General features: G+C 58.8%; 16 protein-coding genes. 7 read left to right on the top strand and 9 right to left on the bottom strand.

What is annotated here, in order from left to right; translation table 11 throughout:
• Positions 1-194: 194 nt before the first annotated feature.
• The 8 genes from ACQZ40_RS01315 to rsmI all read right to left on the bottom strand — a co-directional run bounded on the left by ACQZ40_RS01315 (position 195) and on the right by rsmI (position 7,114).
• On the bottom strand, positions 195-707 hold the full coding sequence (locus ACQZ40_RS01315) for a cupin domain-containing protein (protein ID WP_065654595.1): 513 nt from the start codon (positions 705-707) through the stop codon (positions 195-197).
• A gap of 109 nt (positions 708-816) precedes the next feature.
• On the bottom strand, positions 817-1,917 hold the full coding sequence (locus ACQZ40_RS01310; RefSeq protein WP_448747256.1) for a sn-glycerol-3-phosphate import ATP-binding protein UgpC: 1,101 nt from the start codon (positions 1,915-1,917) through the stop codon (positions 817-819).
• A gap of 10 nt (positions 1,918-1,927) precedes the next feature.
• Positions 1,928-2,770: a sn-glycerol-3-phosphate ABC transporter permease UgpE gene (gene ugpE / locus ACQZ40_RS01305; protein WP_003520108.1), complete on the bottom strand. Its 843-nt coding sequence runs from the start codon at positions 2,768-2,770 to the stop codon at positions 1,928-1,930.
• A gap of 11 nt (positions 2,771-2,781) precedes the next feature.
• Positions 2,782-3,750, bottom strand: coding sequence for an ABC transporter permease subunit (locus ACQZ40_RS01300; protein ID WP_170985783.1), 969 nt, complete (start codon positions 3,748-3,750; stop codon positions 2,782-2,784).
• 83 nt (positions 3,751-3,833) lie between these two features.
• Complete coding sequence (locus ACQZ40_RS01295) at positions 3,834-5,132, bottom strand: extracellular solute-binding protein (protein WP_078051354.1); 1,299 nt, start codon at positions 5,130-5,132, stop codon at positions 3,834-3,836.
• Between the two features lie 108 nt (positions 5,133-5,240).
• Positions 5,241-5,801: a sugar O-acetyltransferase gene (locus tag ACQZ40_RS01290; RefSeq protein ID WP_078051355.1), complete on the bottom strand. Its 561-nt coding sequence runs from the start codon at positions 5,799-5,801 to the stop codon at positions 5,241-5,243.
• A gap of 13 nt (positions 5,802-5,814) precedes the next feature.
• The gene (locus tag ACQZ40_RS01285) at positions 5,815-6,183 is read right to left on the bottom strand and encodes a YraN family protein (RefSeq protein ID WP_065654598.1); all 369 of its coding nucleotides are present in this window, start codon (positions 6,181-6,183) and stop codon (positions 5,815-5,817) included.
• Entirely contained in the window at positions 6,173-7,114 is a 942-nt protein-coding gene (rsmI, locus tag ACQZ40_RS01280; RefSeq protein ID WP_065654599.1) for a 16S rRNA (cytidine(1402)-2'-O)-methyltransferase, read from the bottom strand. The genes ACQZ40_RS01285 and rsmI overlap by 11 nt, the downstream gene beginning before the upstream one ends.
• Before the next feature lie 267 nt (positions 7,115-7,381).
• Here rsmI and dnaN point away from each other — a divergent pair, with 267 nt between their 5' ends.
• From dnaN to ACQZ40_RS01250, 6 genes are all read left to right on the top strand, one after another.
• On the top strand, positions 7,382-8,500 hold the full coding sequence (gene dnaN, locus ACQZ40_RS01275; RefSeq protein ID WP_065654600.1) for a DNA polymerase III subunit beta: 1,119 nt from the start codon (positions 7,382-7,384) through the stop codon (positions 8,498-8,500).
• 193 nt (positions 8,501-8,693) lie between these two features.
• Positions 8,694-9,287: a phospholipid N-methyltransferase PmtA gene (pmtA, locus tag ACQZ40_RS01270; protein ID WP_271044838.1), complete on the top strand. Its 594-nt coding sequence runs from the start codon at positions 8,694-8,696 to the stop codon at positions 9,285-9,287.
• A gap of 95 nt (positions 9,288-9,382) precedes the next feature.
• Positions 9,383-9,979, top strand: coding sequence for a histidine phosphatase family protein (locus tag ACQZ40_RS01265; RefSeq protein WP_448747255.1), 597 nt, complete (start codon positions 9,383-9,385; stop codon positions 9,977-9,979).
• A gap of 4 nt (positions 9,980-9,983) precedes the next feature.
• Positions 9,984-10,691: an orotidine-5'-phosphate decarboxylase gene (gene pyrF, locus ACQZ40_RS01260; RefSeq protein ID WP_448747254.1), complete on the top strand. Its 708-nt coding sequence runs from the start codon at positions 9,984-9,986 to the stop codon at positions 10,689-10,691.
• Positions 10,692-10,711: 20 nt separating this feature from the next.
• On the top strand, positions 10,712-10,999 hold the full coding sequence (locus tag ACQZ40_RS01255) for a DUF1330 domain-containing protein (protein WP_065654603.1): 288 nt from the start codon (positions 10,712-10,714) through the stop codon (positions 10,997-10,999).
• Positions 11,000-11,120: 121 nt separating this feature from the next.
• Complete coding sequence (locus tag ACQZ40_RS01250) at positions 11,121-12,101, top strand: complex I NDUFA9 subunit family protein (RefSeq protein ID WP_448747253.1); 981 nt, start codon at positions 11,121-11,123, stop codon at positions 12,099-12,101.
• 606 nt (positions 12,102-12,707) lie between these two features.
• On the opposite strand, the gene ACQZ40_RS01245 is transcribed toward ACQZ40_RS01250, so the two are convergent.
• On the bottom strand, positions 12,708-13,514 hold the full coding sequence (locus ACQZ40_RS01245; RefSeq protein ID WP_433822074.1) for an undecaprenyl-diphosphate phosphatase: 807 nt from the start codon (positions 13,512-13,514) through the stop codon (positions 12,708-12,710).
• 157 nt (positions 13,515-13,671) lie between these two features.
• Here ACQZ40_RS01245 and ACQZ40_RS01240 point away from each other — a divergent pair, with 157 nt between their 5' ends.
• Positions 13,672-14,364, top strand: coding sequence for a glutathione S-transferase family protein (locus ACQZ40_RS01240; protein ID WP_003520121.1), 693 nt, complete (start codon positions 13,672-13,674; stop codon positions 14,362-14,364).
• The last annotated feature ends 115 nt before the right edge of the window (positions 14,365-14,479 follow it).

Below are 14,479 nucleotides of genomic sequence, written 5' to 3'. Positions count from 1 at the left end.
ATTGCCTCGCCTTTTCAAGCTTCCCTGCAGGACCGGTAGAAACCCGGAAATGCTTCAGAAAACCCTGAAGGTGTAGGGCAGCGACCATTCAAAGGCAACTGCTGCAAGCGGTGGTTTGTGTGAGTTTTATTGAACCTTCACAATTCCGTCGGCGAAGCCATGCAGGTCCCCGCCGACTGGAATGTTCTATGGGTTCAGGCCGCCAGCTTATAGGAACGGCCGGCAAACAGCTTGTTCTTGACGCGATAGGCAAAAGCCAGCGCCTTGGGGAACGGACGGCGCATGAAAGCGACCTTGCGGACATAATCATCCACCCGCCAGGTGGCCCATGTTCCCGCAGGGAAATAAGCGACATCGCCGACCCGCAGGATGCTGATGGAACCGTCTTCCGCGGTCACATGCACTTCGCCTTCGAGAATATAGACGGTTTCATCCCAGCCGAAGAACCAGCGGAACTCACCCGCCGTGCAATCCCACATGGCGGTGCTGGACGCACGGTCGCCACTTCTGGAATGATCCGCCGCGCGCGCCTGGGGGTTGCCGGAAATGATCCACTCCGGATTGATGGGGGCCGGCTGAAGCCGCAGATCGGTGCAGGATGCGCTGACGACAACTTCGTCTTTTGACCGGCGCAAATAGGCCGGCAATATCGGCACCGTGCGGACCGCCATGGTTGCTGCGGCGGCGAACATCATTTTGAAGGACATATTAGAAAACCCCCGTGAAATATTGGAGGTCTTCTATCATCGGGATCGTAACGAAGCGGTTTTGACAATCGGCGCAATTTTAGTCATCGCGCCGATTTCTGCGAAGCACTCAGGCCGTCGCCATTTGCGCGGGCTGCGCCACGAGCTGCTCCGCTTTGCCGGCGATGCGCTTGCCGGTTTCGCTGGAGAAGAAATGAAGTTTTTCCGGCGCGATCGTGACGGAGAGCGCAGACGGAACCTCCACATCCGGCGGGAAAGCAACTGTCAGGCTCTGGTCGCCGATCATGCCGTGGATAAGGCGCTGCGAACCCAGTTCCTCGATGTAATCGACCCGAATCGGGAAGCCCTGCTCACCTGCCGCTGCGAGGCGGAAATCTTCCGCCCGCATGCCCACCGTCACGGGGCCGGAGGCAGGCGCGAAACCGTTGAGCGCAAAGAGCGACGGACCGATGGCGAGGCTATCGCCATGCAATTCGGCGTTCAGCAGGTTCATGGCGGGAGAGCCGATGAAACTCGCAACGAAGGTCGAGGCAGGCGTATGATAGACATCGAGCGGTGCGCCGATCTGTTCGATACGGCCGCCATTCAGCACCACGAGACGATCGGCGAGCGTCATAGCCTCCAGCTGATCGTGGGTGACGTAGATCGAGGTGGTGCCGAGACGCTTTTGCAGGCGCTTGATCTCGCCGCGCATGGAAACGCGCAGCTTGGCATCGAGATTGGAAAGGGGCTCGTCGAACAGGAAGGCCGCCGGTTTGCGAACGATGGCGCGCCCCATGGCGACACGCTGCCGCTGGCCGCCGGAAAGGGCACGCGGCTTGCGGTCCAGATAGGGTTCGAGCTGCAGCATACGCGCGGCTTCGGCCACACGCGCATCGATCTCCGTCTTCGGCGTCTTGCGGTTCTTCAACCCGTATTCCAGGTTCTGGCGCACCGACATGTGCGGATAAAGCGCGTAGTTCTGAAACACCATGGCGATATCCCGGTCTGCCGGATCGGCCTGATTGACCACCCGGTCACCGATCTTCACAGTGCCTTCGGAAATATCCTCAAGACCTGCGACCATGCGCAGAAGCGTGGATTTGCCGCAGCCGGAAGGGCCAACGAGAACGATGAACTCGCCGTCCCTGATGTCAATATCGACGTGATGCACGGCGCGCACGCCGCCATGATAATCCTTGCAGACCTGACTGATTTCTATCGCGGCCATTTCGGTCTCCTTATTTATCGCTTTCGGTCAGGCCCTTGATGAACCAGCGCTGGAAAATGACGACGATCAGCACCGGCGGCAGCATGGCCAGCACGGCGAGCGCGAAAGCTTCGTTGTAATCGGGAATTTGCGAACCGACCCAGACCTGCAGGATCGACTTGATACCGCGCATCAGGGTGAAGAAGCCCTCATCCGTCGTCATCAGCATGGGCCAGAGATACTGGTTCCAGCCGTAAACGAACATGATGATGAAGATCGCCGCCATCATGGTGCGGGACAGCGGGATGAGAACGTCGATGAAGAATTTCACCGGCCCTGCGCCGTCAATGCGGGCAGCCTCCAGCAACTCCTCCGGCACGGATTTGAAGAACTGCCGGAAATAGAAGGTGCCCGTCGCCGAAGCGAGAAGCGGCACGATGAGGCCGGTATAGGAGTTCAGAAGGCCGAGTTTGCTCATCACCTCGTAGGAGGGCATGATGCGCACTTCGAGCGGCAGAAGCAGCGTGGTGAAAATGATCCAGAAGGCGAGCGTTGCGAACCGGAACCGGAAATAAACGATCGCATAGGCCGCCGTCATCGACAGGACGATCTTGCCGACGGCAAAACCGATGCCGAGGATCAACGAATTCAGCACCATGTTGAGACCCGTGATCTGCCCGGTGAAGCCGCCCTTCTGGGTCAGAACCTTTTCATAAGTCTCGATGAAATTGTCGCCGGGAACCATCGTCAGACCGCTGCGGTGGATTTCCGCAGCGGTGTGGGTGGAGGTCATGAAGGCCACGATGACCGGCAAGATCAGGAACAGCGCGCCGATGATCAGCACCAGATGATCGAGGGGTTTTGTCTTGTACATGGTCTTTTCCCTCAATTGTAATGGATGCGCTTTTCGATGAAGCGGAACTGGATGATGGTGAGAACGAAGACGACCAGCATCAGGATGACGGACTGGGCCGAAGAGCCACCGATGTCATTGCCGCGGAAACCATCCAGAAACACCTTGTAGACCAGCGTGATCGGGTTGTTGGCAGCCTTGTCCTTCACCATCACGTCGATGACGCCGAACGTGTCGAAGAGTGCATAGGTGATGTTGATGATCAGCAGGAAGAAGGCCGTGGGCGCCAGAAGCGGCATGATCACCGTCCAGAACCGGCGAAAGCCAGAACGGCAGTCGATGGCGGCGGCTTCCCGCACGGAGACCGGAACGCCCTGAAGACCGGAGAGGAAGAAAATGAAGTTGTAAGGGATCTGCTTCCAGACCGCGACAACGATCATGGCGAAGGCCGTATCGAAATAATTGAGGCCGACCTTCATGTCCCAGCCGAGGAATGCGGCCATCTTCACGAAGGGGCCAATATGCTGGTCGAAAAACATCATTCCGATGAGACCGGCGACCGGCGGCGCGATGGCATACACGGAAATCAGCAGCGTCTTGTATGTCGAGCTGCCGCGAATGACCGCGTCGGCCTTGACGGCGAGCAGCAGGCCGAGCGCCAGCGAAAAGAAGGTGACCAGCACGGTGAAGACAACCGTGAATTTGGCGATGCTGAGATATTCGGGGCTGAAGATCGCATCCGAATAATTGGCAAGTCCGACGAAGGAAGCGCCAAAACCGAACGGGTCTTCGATATAGAAGGACGAATGTATGGCCTGAACCGATGGCCAGTAGAAGAAGATGAAAATCACCGCAAGCTGCGGCGCCAGAAACAGGTAAGGTACGTAGGACGAGGAGAACTGCACGCGCTTCATGCCGGCGTCGGCAGGTTTGGCTGGCTTTCCAGCCTTTGCGGACCAGCCGGACAAAAACCGGCGCGGTTGAGACGATGTATAGGCCACGCTTGCGCTTCCTTATCCGAGAGCGAGCCTCCCTTCCGTGAGAAAGGAGGCTCGGCAATGGTCATTGGTTTCGAAACAGACGATCAGCCGGCCGTTTTGGCGAAACGGGCGAGCAGGTCGTTGCCTTCCTTCTCGATGATCTCGAAAGCGGCCTTCGGGGTCACTTCGCCGGAGAAGATGCGGTTATATTCGCGCTCCATGACGGAGCGGATCTGCGGGTAGAAGCCGAGGCGGTAGCCCTTGGACCATTCGCCGCCCGGCAGCGAGAGCTGCTGGATACCGACTTCCGCGACCGGCTTTTCCTTGTAGAAGCCTTCAGCCTTGGCCTTTTCGTAAGCCGCCTTGGTGATGGCGACGTAACCGGTTGCCTTGTGGTAGAAGACCTGGATTTCCGGCGAGGTCAGGAACTGGAAGAAGTCGGCCACGCACTTGTTTTCGGCTTCAGACTTGCCCGACATTGCAAAGAGCGCAGCGCCTCCGATGAAGGAGTTGGTGCCAGCGCCCTTGATGGAGCCCCAGTAAGGAAGGAAGGTTGCCGAGAACGGCATGGTCGCCGTCTTCTGCAGGCCGCCGAAGGAGCCCGAAGAACCGATCCAGAACGCGACCTTGCCTTCTTCGAACGGCTTCTGGTTGTCGTTCCAGCCGGCGCCGTAATAGGCGAACAGGCCCTTGTCCTTCCAGTCCTTCAGCTTGTCGAACATCATGACGAGGTTCGGGTCGGTGACCTTGAGCTTGGTGTCGGTGACGCTGTCATAGCCGTTATTGTTGGTGGCGAACTGGATGTTGTTGCGGGAGAAGAAGTTCTCCGTGAACTGCCAGGTGAGCTGCGACTGAACGAGCGGAATGTAGCCGGCTTCCTTCAGCTTCGGCGCAACCTGCTCGAACTCTTCCCAAGTCTTCGGCGCTTCGACGCCGGCCTTTTTCAGGGCTTCGTCGTTGACGTACATGATGGGAGCGGAGGAGTTGAACGGCATGCCGACGAACTTACCGTCAGCGGCAGCGTAGAAATAACGCACGCCGTTGATGAAGGCATCGCGGTCGAACTTGTAACCGGCCTTGTTGATGAGATCTTCGGCAGGAATGACAGCGCCCTTGGCGTTGATGATGGTCGCGGCGCCAGCATCGAAAACCTGGAGGATGTTCGGCTGTTCGCCAGAGCGGAAAGCAGCGATGCCGCTGGCCAGGGCTTCTTCGTAGGAGCCCTTGGAAACCGGCGTCAGAGCACATTCTTTCTGGGCTTCGTTGAACTTCTGGGCGACTTCGTTGATGACTTCGCCATTGCGGCCGCCCATGCCGTGCCACCAGGTGATGTTGGTAGCAGCCATGGAAGACGTCGCCGAAATGCTGACGGCCACTGCGGCCATGGAAATCTTCTTCAACATTACTAAATCCTCTCCACCATTTATTGGGATGAGGATGCGAATAGAGACGTTCCATGACGCCTCTTTGACAGTTCCATGTCAGATTTATTACAGCGACTGACGAAAATCTCAGTCGGTCATGCGCTTTATCGGCCGAGCCGGATTTCCGACCACCGTCACGCCCGGCGGCACATTGCGCGTCACCACCGAACCGGCGCCGACAATCGCGCCGTCACCAATAGTGATGCCAGCCAGAACGATCGCTCCGCCGCCGATCCAGACATCACGGCTGATCGTCACGGGCTTTGCGATTTCAATGCCTTGCGCTCGCGGCACCGGGTCCAGATGGTGTTCCGCACAATAGATCTGCACCGCAGGCCCGAGCATCGCGCCGTCGGCTATCGTAACTTTCGCGGAATCCAGAATGGTGCAGCCGGCATTGAGATAAACATTTTTACCAAGTGTGATGTTGAAGCCGTAAGCGCAATGAAACGGCGCTTCGATAAATGCCCCTTCACCAACAGAAGCGAACAGAGCCCTTAGCAACGGGGCCACTGCCCCGCGCTCATCCGGCGGCATCGTATTGTGCTGGTGGACGGCCCCTCGTGCCCGCCAGCGCAATATATCCAGCTCGGCATCCATGCAGCTGTACCATTCGCCCGCGGCCATTTTTTCCCGCTCGGTGGACATGTTTCCCTCCCCTTTAAAAGGCGTCGATAAAATGCTGCGGCAGGCGTCGTGGCAAAACGGCGATGATATCGAAACGCAGCGAAAAGCGCGCGGCATCCTTGCGACGGGCGAGCCACAGATCGGCCGCCGCCCGAATGCGTTGCTGCGAATGGAAACCGACGGCATCCACGGCACCTTCGCCGGACGTTCGCGCCTTGACCTCGACAATGGCGACGAGGTCCTTCTTGCGGGCGATGAGATCGATTTCCCCCAGCCGGGTACGATAACGAATGGCGAGGATGCGATATCCCTTCAGCAGCAGATAAAGTGCCGCCCAATATTCCGCGGCATGGCCGCGTCGCTCGGCCTTGCGCCTGTTATTGCTTCGCCCGTCAGCGGCCATCCGTTTCCTTCATATCCAGCAGCCTTTGATAAAGCTCCTTGCGCGGCAGGCCCGTCAGCTTGGCGGCTTCGCCTGCCGCCTTGGCGGCGGGCATGGTGGCGACGAGGTCCTTCAGCAGCTTCTCGACATCCTCGATATCGGGAATCTCGTCATAAGAGGGCGGCTCCACCAGAAGCACGATCTCACCCTTCACCACACGGTCACCACCGTAATAATCCGCAAGCTCGCCAAGCGTGCCGCGCCGGAACTCCTCGAAGGTCTTGGTCAGCTCGCGGCAGACCACGGCGCGGCGGTCGTGGCCAAGAACTTCGGACGCCACCTTGACGGAAGCGCCGATGCGATGCGGCGATTCAAAGAAGATCAAGGTGGCCGGGATTTTTGCGAGTTCGGCAAAACGGTCGCGCTTGCCGCGATCCTTCACCGGCAGGAAGCCCGCAAACAGGAAAGCATCGCTCGGCATTCCCGAACCCACGAGGGCGGCGAGCGGCGCGGATGCTCCCGGCACCGGCACGACACGATGCCCGGCCTCGAGCGCGAGCTGGCCGAGGCGGTAACCGGGATCGGAAACGAGCGGCGTTCCGGCATCCGAGACCAGCGCCACGGATTTTCCTGCCTCAAGCGCTGCAATGAGCTTCGGCCCCGCTTCGTTTGCATTGTGCTCATGATAGGCGAGCGGGCGGGTGCGAATACCGTAACGTTCGAGCAGGATGCGGGTGACGCGGGTATCCTCGCAGGCGAGAACATCGGCCGAGGCCAGCGTTTCCAGCGCGCGGATGGTGATATCGCCAAGATTGCCGATGGGCGTAGCCACGAGATAAAGCGCAGGCTCCAGCGGCCGGGCCGGAATGGTGGCCGTGCCGATCCTGAAGCTCTTTGTTGCATCTCTCAAGTCGCTGTTCGATATTTCTTCCGTCACACGGCTTCCAATCATTCTGGCCGATTATTCGCGGCCGGTCGCTCTGGTTTCCTCTCTTTATGGGCAATAGAAAACCGGCGAACAAGGTCCACGGACGCCCCCAGCCTGTGGATCATGCTGTATAGCAGCAAAATGACCCGCGGCAGATGCACTCGGCTCTTGCATTTCCTGCAATAACTCTGCCATTTTGCCCGTCCACATTATCCGGCTTTCTGGCCGGTGAAGACTCTTCTTGCCGATCCGGCGGTGGCCGGTTCGCAACGGTTGAAAGCGGTAGCGTCCATGCGTATTACTCTTGAGCGGTCGAACCTTCTGAAATCGCTGAACCACGTCCACCGGGTCGTCGAGCGACGCAACACGATCCCGATCCTGTCCAACGTCCTGCTGCGCGCATCCGGCGCCAATCTGGACATGAAGGCGACCGACCTCGATCTCGAAATCACCGAAGCGACACCGGCCATGGTGGAGCAGGCAGGCGCCACCACCGTGCCGGCGCATCTGCTTTATGAAATCGTGCGCAAGCTGCCGGACGGTTCCGAAGTGCTTCTGGCCACCAATCCGGACGGCTCATCGATGACGGTTGCCTCCGGCCGTTCGAAATTCTCGCTGCAATGCCTGCCGGAAGGGGACTTCCCCGACCTCACGGCCGGCACCTTCAGCCACACCTTCAAACTGAAGGCGACCGATCTGAAGATGCTGATCGACCGGACGCAATTTGCGATCTCGACCGAAGAAACGCGTTATTACCTGAACGGCATTTTCTTCCATACCATCGAAAGCAATGGCGACCTGAAGCTGCGCGCCGTCGCGACCGATGGCCACCGCCTGGCGCGCGCCGATGTGGATGCGCCTTCCGGTTCCGAAGGCATGCCGGGCATCATCATTCCGCGCAAGACCGTCGGCGAGTTGCAGAAGCTGATGGACAACCCCGAGCTGGAAGTGACCGTCGAAGTCTCGGATGCGAAAATCCGCCTGACCATCGGTTCGGTCGTTCTGACCTCGAAGCTGATCGACGGCACATTCCCGGATTATCAGCGCGTGATCCCGACCGGCAACGACAAGGAAATGCGGGTCGATTGCCAGACCTTCGCGCAGGCTGTCGACCGCGTCTCGACCATTTCTTCCGAGCGCGGCCGCGCCGTGAAGCTCGCGCTCACCAACGGCCAGTTGACGTTGACCGTCAACAACCCGGATTCGGGAAGTGCTACGGAAGAAGTAGCTGTCGGTTACGACAATGATTCGATGGAAATCGGCTTCAACGCCAAATATCTCCTCGACATCACCTCGCAGCTTTCCGGCGACGACGCGATTTTCCTGCTGGCCGACGCCGGCTCGCCGACGCTCGTTCGCGACACCGCTGGCGACGATGCGCTTTATGTTCTGATGCCGATGCGCGTTTGAAACGGGACTTTTTTGCAGGTTTCATCAAAAAAGCCGGTGGAACGCTTCACCGGCTTTTTTTGATTCGGCGACGGTGTATTTCAAACCGTAAGCGAATTTTTCCAGTTACGACATTTTGCCTTGTTTTTGCGCCAAATGGGATCAACATTGCGTAACAGTTTTTTGACAATGACCAAAAGCATCTGAGGGAACTATGGCACTTAACCTGAAGCAACGGCTTGAACAGAAATTTGAAGAAGAAATCCGCTTTTTCAAGGGCATGGTCAGCCAGCCGAAAAAAGTCGGGGCCATTGTACCGACATCGTCCATCACGGCGAAAAAAATGGCGAGTGTCATCAATCCCCATTCCGGCTTGCCGGTTCTCGAACTCGGCCCGGGCACGGGCGTCATCACCAAGGCCATTCTGGCGCGCGGCATCAAGCCGGAGAACCTGACCGCCATCGAATATTCGACCGATTTCTACAATCAGCTCCTCAGGAGCTATCCGGGCGTCAATTTCGTCAATGGCGACGCCTTCGATCTCGATGCGACGCTTGGCGAACACAAGGGCCAGATGTTCGACAGCGTCGTTTCCGCCGTGCCGATGCTGAATTTCCCCATGGCCGCCCGTATCAAGCTTCTCGACGAATTGCTGGAGCGCGTGCCCCATGGCCGCCCCGTCGTGCAGATATCCTACGGTCCGATTTCCCCCATCGTCGCGCAGCCGCATCTCTACCACATCCGCCATTTCGATTTCATCGTGCGCAATATTCCGCCGGCGCAATTGTGGACCTATACGCGGGCCTGATCTTCGACAGAGTGCGGGAACTCGTCATTTCCCGGTCGTGACGAATGGTTAGGGTGTCGATTTGCCCTTTCCATCGACCTTGAGGACCGATTGCCATGCATGCGCTCTACATCACCCACCCCCAGGTCAAGATCGATCCGGCTGTTCCCGTTCCCGAATGGGGGCTTTCGGACAGGGGTGCCGAGCGGACGCGCGAGGCAAGCCGCCTGCCCTGGGCGCGGTCATTACGCCGCATCGTTTCCAGCGCCGAGACCAAGGCGATCGAAACCGCCCGCATCCTGGCTGAAACCTCCGGGGCGGAAATGGACATCGTCGAGGCAATGCATGAAAACGACCGGTCCGCCACCGGCTTTCTGCCGCCGCCGGAGTTCGAAAAGGCGGCGGACTGGTTCTTCGCCCATCCCGAGGAAAGCTTTCACGGCTGGGAGCGTGCAATCGACGCTCAGACGCGGATCGTCAGGGCGGTCAAAGCGGTTCTTGACCGGCACGACCCGCAGCAGCCGATTGCCTTTGTCGGCCATGGTGGCGTGGGTACGCTTCTGAAATGCCATATCGAAGGCCGCGGCATCAGCCGCAGCAAGGACCAGCCGCCCGGCGGCGGCAATCTCTTTCGCTTCTCCATCGCCGACTTTTCACTTGCAGCCGCGTCCCCCACATGCGACTGGACGGCAATGGAAACATGGCAGGGATAAGACAATGACCGCGCGCGAAAAACTCATCGTCGGGCTGGATGTTCCGACTGTGCAGCAAGCCGAAGACATCGTGTCGAAAATCGGCGACGAGGTTCTGTTCTACAAGATCGGTTATCAGCTGGGCTTTGCCGGCGGTCTCGAATTCGCGCGCGACCTTGTCCAGAGCGGCAAGAAGGTCTTTCTCGACATGAAACTGCTCGATATCGACAATACCGTCGCCTCCGGTGTCGAAAACATCGCCCGCATGGGCATGTCGATGCTGACGCTGCATGCCTATCCCAAAGCGATGCGCGCCGCCGTCAAGGCCGCCGAAGGCTCCGGTCTCTGCCTGCTGGGCGTCACCGTGCTGACGTCGATGGACGACGTCGATCTCGCCGAGGCGGGTTATGCCTCTGACGCCCGTTCGCTGGTCCTGCGCCGGGCGGAGCAGGCACGCGAGGCTGGCATGGGCGGCATCGTCTGTTCGGCGGAAGAATCGACCGCCGTGCGCGAAATCCTCGGCCCGGACCTTGCCGTCGTCACCCCCGGCATTCGCCCGGCCGGCGCGGATCTCGGCGATCAGAAGCGGGTGATGACGCCCTACGACGCCATCAAGGCCGGATCGAGCCATTTGGTGGTCGCCCGCCCGATCGTCAGGGCGGAAGACCCGAAAGCGGCGGCCCGCGCCATTCTTGACGACATGCTGCGCGCCAGCTTTCCGGCCAATCAGTAACGACAATCGGAGGAGATGAAATGGCAAAGGGATATTGGATCGCCCGCGTCGATGTGCGCGATAGTGAGCGTTACAAGGACTATGTCACGACGGCTAAGCCCGCTTTCGAGCGGTTCGGCGCCAATTTCCTGGCCCGTGGCGGCGCGCTGACCGAGCTGGAGGGCAAGGCGCGTGCGCGCAACGTCATCATCGAGTTCCCGTCGGTGCAGCACGCCATCGACTGCTATAATTCTCCCGAATATCAGGCCGCGGCCAAAATCCGCCAGGAAGTCGCGGATGCGGAGATGATGATCGTCGAAGGAATTTGACGTCCGTCAACCGCATTTCCCAAACCGTCTTCCAGCCTCGCGACAACATCTCTTCACGCGCGCGCGGCTTTGGGCTAAGAGACTGAAAAACGCTTTATCGACAGCTTCTGAGGAGCCTCCCATGACCTTGGCCAACCTTCCACCCCTCGTCACCGTTTTCGGCGGTTCGGGTTTTGTCGGGCGGCATGTCGTGCGGATACTTGCGAAGCGCGGTTACCGCATCCGCGTCGCCGTTCGCCGCCCGGATCTCGCCGGTTTCCTGCAGCCGCTCGGCAATGTCGGCCAGATTTCCTTCGCCCAGGCGAACCTGCGTTATCGCGATTCCATCGTTAAAGCCGTGGAAGACGCCGACCATGTGGTCAATTGCGTCGGTATCCTGACCGAAAGCGGCCGGAACACCTTTGACGCCGTACAGGAATTCGGCGCGAAAGCCATTGCCGAGGCGGCCCGCGATGCTGGCGCCACGCTGACGCATATTTCCGCCATCGGCGCGGATGCCGGTTCGCCGACCGGTTATGGCCGCACCAAGGGCCGCGCCGAGGCCGCCATCCATTCCATTCTGCCTGGCGCCGTGATCCTGCGCCCGTCGATCATTTTTGGACCGGAAGACGATTTCTTCAACAAGTTCGCAAAAATGGCCCGCAGCATGCCGTTCCTGCCGCTGATCGGTGGCGGGAAAACCAGGTTCCAGCCGGTCTATGTCGAGGATGTCGCGGAAGCCGTCGCCCTTGGCGTCGATGGCAAGCTGAAACCCGGCGCGATCTATGAACTCGGCGGTCAGGATGTCATGACATTCCGTGACTGTCTCGAGGCGGTTCTTGCCGCGACCTACCGGGAGCGTCCCTTCGTCAACCTGCCCTTCAGCGTCGCGTCCATGATTGGCAAGATCGCTTCAATGGCGCCGCTGATTGCGCCGCCGCTGACGCCCGATCAGGTGACCATGCTGAAAAAGGACAATGTCGTTTCCACCGACGCCGAAAAGAACGGCCTGACACTGGAAGGCATTGGCATCACCCCCGTTCGCGTCGCGTCCATTCTGCCTTCCTACATGGTGCAATACCGCCCGCACGGCCAGTTCTCCAATGCCGGAAAAGCGGCCTGAAGCCCACCTTCAGCCTCATCGAACACAACAAAGCGGGAGCCATTCCCGCTTTTTGTTTTTGCGCAATTCAATCGCAACCAAACCGCTATTCGTGCATTTTCCCCTCAACTGCAGGGGAGGTGTTGAATGAAACAGGGCTGTTTTGCAAAGCCGGGTAAAAGCTAACGGTCGTCCGGCCTCCACAGGCAAGCGTGGCACAAGCGCAACTGTGGAAAAGACTTCGTATTAACCCGGTATTCAACAAGCTGCTTTATTGATATTCGCCACATTCCAAACATATCCCGACCACTCAATTCACACACGGCGGCATGATCCGCGCGAACGAACGTCTGAAAGGCAATCATAAAATGGGCAGATCTATCGCACTCTTTTTTGCGTGTGCGGCTTTGGTGGTTCTGGCGGGTTCTTTTATGGCGCCGGGAACGGTTGCAGCGGGCAAGAGCGGTTGCGCTCCCGCCTATGGCGTCGACCCCTGCGCAACGGCTTCGATCAGCACCAACTGATCGGCCTTTAAAAGTTTCAAAGAAAAAGCGCCGCCGGTTCTCCGGGGGCGCTTTTTCTTTTTCTGTTCGTTCGTCGCGGGCGGAGATTATTCCCGCCCCTGATTCAACCCAGAACCAGAAGTGCCACCAGTCCCAGCGAACCGATGGCGATGCGCCACCAGGCGAAGGGTGCAAAGCCCCGCCGCGATACGAAATCCAGCAGGGAGCGAACAACGAAGAGGCCGGAGACGAAAGCGGCGATGAAACCCACGGCGATCAGCGCACCGTCATCGAAGCTCAGTGCATCGCGGTTCTTGTAAAGATCGAGCGTGAAAGCACCCAGCATGGTCGGCATCGCCAGGAAGAACGAAAATTCGGCGGCGGAGCGCTTGTCCGTTCCCATCAGCAACGACCCGACGATTGTGGCGCCGGACCGCGACGTGCCGGGAATCATCGCAAGGCACTGGAAGAGGCCGATCTTGAAGGCAAGCGACGGCGGATAATCCATAATGTCGGTATATTTCGGCTTCAGCGGCATGCGGTCGACGCCGAGCAGAATGACGCCGCCGATGATCAGCACCACGCAGATGAGCATCGGCGTTTCAAACAGCACGGTCTTGATGAAATCATGCGCCACAGCGCCGATTATCGCCGCCGGCAGGAAAGCGAGAGCGACGGCCAGCACGAAGCGGCGCGCTTTCGCGCTTGTCGGCAGAGCGAGCGCAATCGACACAAGCTTTTGAAAATAAACAAGAAGGATCGCAAGGATCGCACCAAGCTGAATAAGAACGGCAAAGGTGTTGCCGGGTGATTTGAAGCCGAGGAAATGCCCGGCCAGCAGCACGTGCGCCGTTGAGGAGACGGGAATGAACTCCGTCAGACCCTCGATAATGCCCAGCAGAAGCGCGCTGATGATCGATTGGTCACCCATGAGGTATCCTTCTTTTAGGGGAAAGTGGCAATGGAAGGCAATTGCGTTAAACTTGTTTTAAAGTAGCCAAGCTCTTATAGCGTCTTGATGAAGCGAAACTGAAAAAGTTTTTCGGCAAATGCCGATCATGACAACCAATCGTAAAAATTGAGTACCGATGCCAACTCTCTATCACTCTCCGATGTCGACCGCATCCCGGTTCGTTCGTCTGATCCTCGCAGAATACGGGTTCCAGACCGATCTCGTGGAGGAGCAGCCGTGGGAAAGACGGCGGGAGTTTCTGGCGCTCAATCCGGCCGGCACCCTGCCGGTCTATCTGGACGACAATATGCGCTCGCTGAGCGGGCCCTATGTGCTTGCGGAATTTCTTGACGAAACGCATGGGGTTCTGAAGCGCGACCGTCGGCTTCTCGCCGAAGACCCGTTTCAGCGCGCGGAAATCCGCCGGCTGACGGAATGGTTTCTGCAGAAAATGGAAAACGACGTGACCCGGCCGCTGGTGCGGGAAAGGGTCTATAAATTGCAGATGACGGCGGCGCAGGGTGGCGGACCGCCGGATTCCAAGCTGCTGCGCACGGCCCGCAACAACATTCGCCAGCACATCAAATATCTGGAATGGCTGGCTGGCTCACGCACCTGGCTTGCCGGCGACCGGTTGAGCTATGCCGATCTTGCCGCTGCGGCCGCGGTCTCGGTGCTGGATTATCTCGGTGAGATCAACTGGCTCGAAGCGCCGATTGCCAAGGAATGGTATCAGCGGGTGAAATCCCGTCCTTCCTTCCGGCCGTTCCTCAGCGAACGCATTCCGCGCCTTGCCCCTTCCTCCCACTACGCCGATCTGGACTTCTGAGGTCTGCTCTCCCGGTTATTTGCTGTGGCCTGCGGCTGTATCTAAAGCATGTCGTTGTCCCGAAACCGCTGCACACTTTCGGGCGACATGCATTATATATGCCGCAGAATAACCC

Source organism: Agrobacterium sp. 16-172Ci (genome assembly GCF_053522725.1).
Note: the sequence above shows the minus strand (reverse complement) of the source record. Positions and strands in the feature narration are given on the sequence as shown.

Bases quoted from the DNA above. Each gene is read 5' to 3' on its own strand.
- ACQZ40_RS01315 (WP_065654595.1), bottom strand. From the start codon at position 707: ATGTCCTTCAAAATGATGTTCGCCGCCGCAGCAACCATGGCGGTCCGC.
- ACQZ40_RS01310 (WP_448747256.1), bottom strand. From the start codon at position 1,917: ATGGCCGCGATAGAAATCAGTCAGGTCTGCAAGGATTATCATGGCGGC.
- ugpE (WP_003520108.1), bottom strand. From the start codon at position 2,770: ATGTACAAGACAAAACCCCTCGATCATCTGGTGCTGATCATCGGCGCG.
- ACQZ40_RS01295 (WP_078051354.1), bottom strand. From the start codon at position 5,132: ATGTTGAAGAAGATTTCCATGGCCGCAGTGGCCGTCAGCATTTCGGCG.
- ACQZ40_RS01290 (WP_078051355.1), bottom strand. From the start codon at position 5,801: ATGTCCACCGAGCGGGAAAAAATGGCCGCGGGCGAATGGTACAGCTGC.
- ACQZ40_RS01285 (WP_065654598.1), bottom strand. From the start codon at position 6,183: ATGGCCGCTGACGGGCGAAGCAATAACAGGCGCAAGGCCGAGCGACGC.
- rsmI (WP_065654599.1), bottom strand. From the start codon at position 7,114: ATGATTGGAAGCCGTGTGACGGAAGAAATATCGAACAGCGACTTGAGA.
- dnaN (WP_065654600.1), top strand. From the start codon at position 7,382: ATGCGTATTACTCTTGAGCGGTCGAACCTTCTGAAATCGCTGAACCAC.
- pmtA (WP_271044838.1), top strand. From the start codon at position 8,694: ATGGCACTTAACCTGAAGCAACGGCTTGAACAGAAATTTGAAGAAGAA.
- ACQZ40_RS01265 (WP_448747255.1), top strand. From the start codon at position 9,383: ATGCATGCGCTCTACATCACCCACCCCCAGGTCAAGATCGATCCGGCT.
- pyrF (WP_448747254.1), top strand. From the start codon at position 9,984: ATGACCGCGCGCGAAAAACTCATCGTCGGGCTGGATGTTCCGACTGTG.
- ACQZ40_RS01255 (WP_065654603.1), top strand. From the start codon at position 10,712: ATGGCAAAGGGATATTGGATCGCCCGCGTCGATGTGCGCGATAGTGAG.
- ACQZ40_RS01250 (WP_448747253.1), top strand. From the start codon at position 11,121: ATGACCTTGGCCAACCTTCCACCCCTCGTCACCGTTTTCGGCGGTTCG.
- ACQZ40_RS01245 (WP_433822074.1), bottom strand. From the start codon at position 13,514: ATGGGTGACCAATCGATCATCAGCGCGCTTCTGCTGGGCATTATCGAG.
- ACQZ40_RS01240 (WP_003520121.1), top strand. From the start codon at position 13,672: ATGCCAACTCTCTATCACTCTCCGATGTCGACCGCATCCCGGTTCGTT.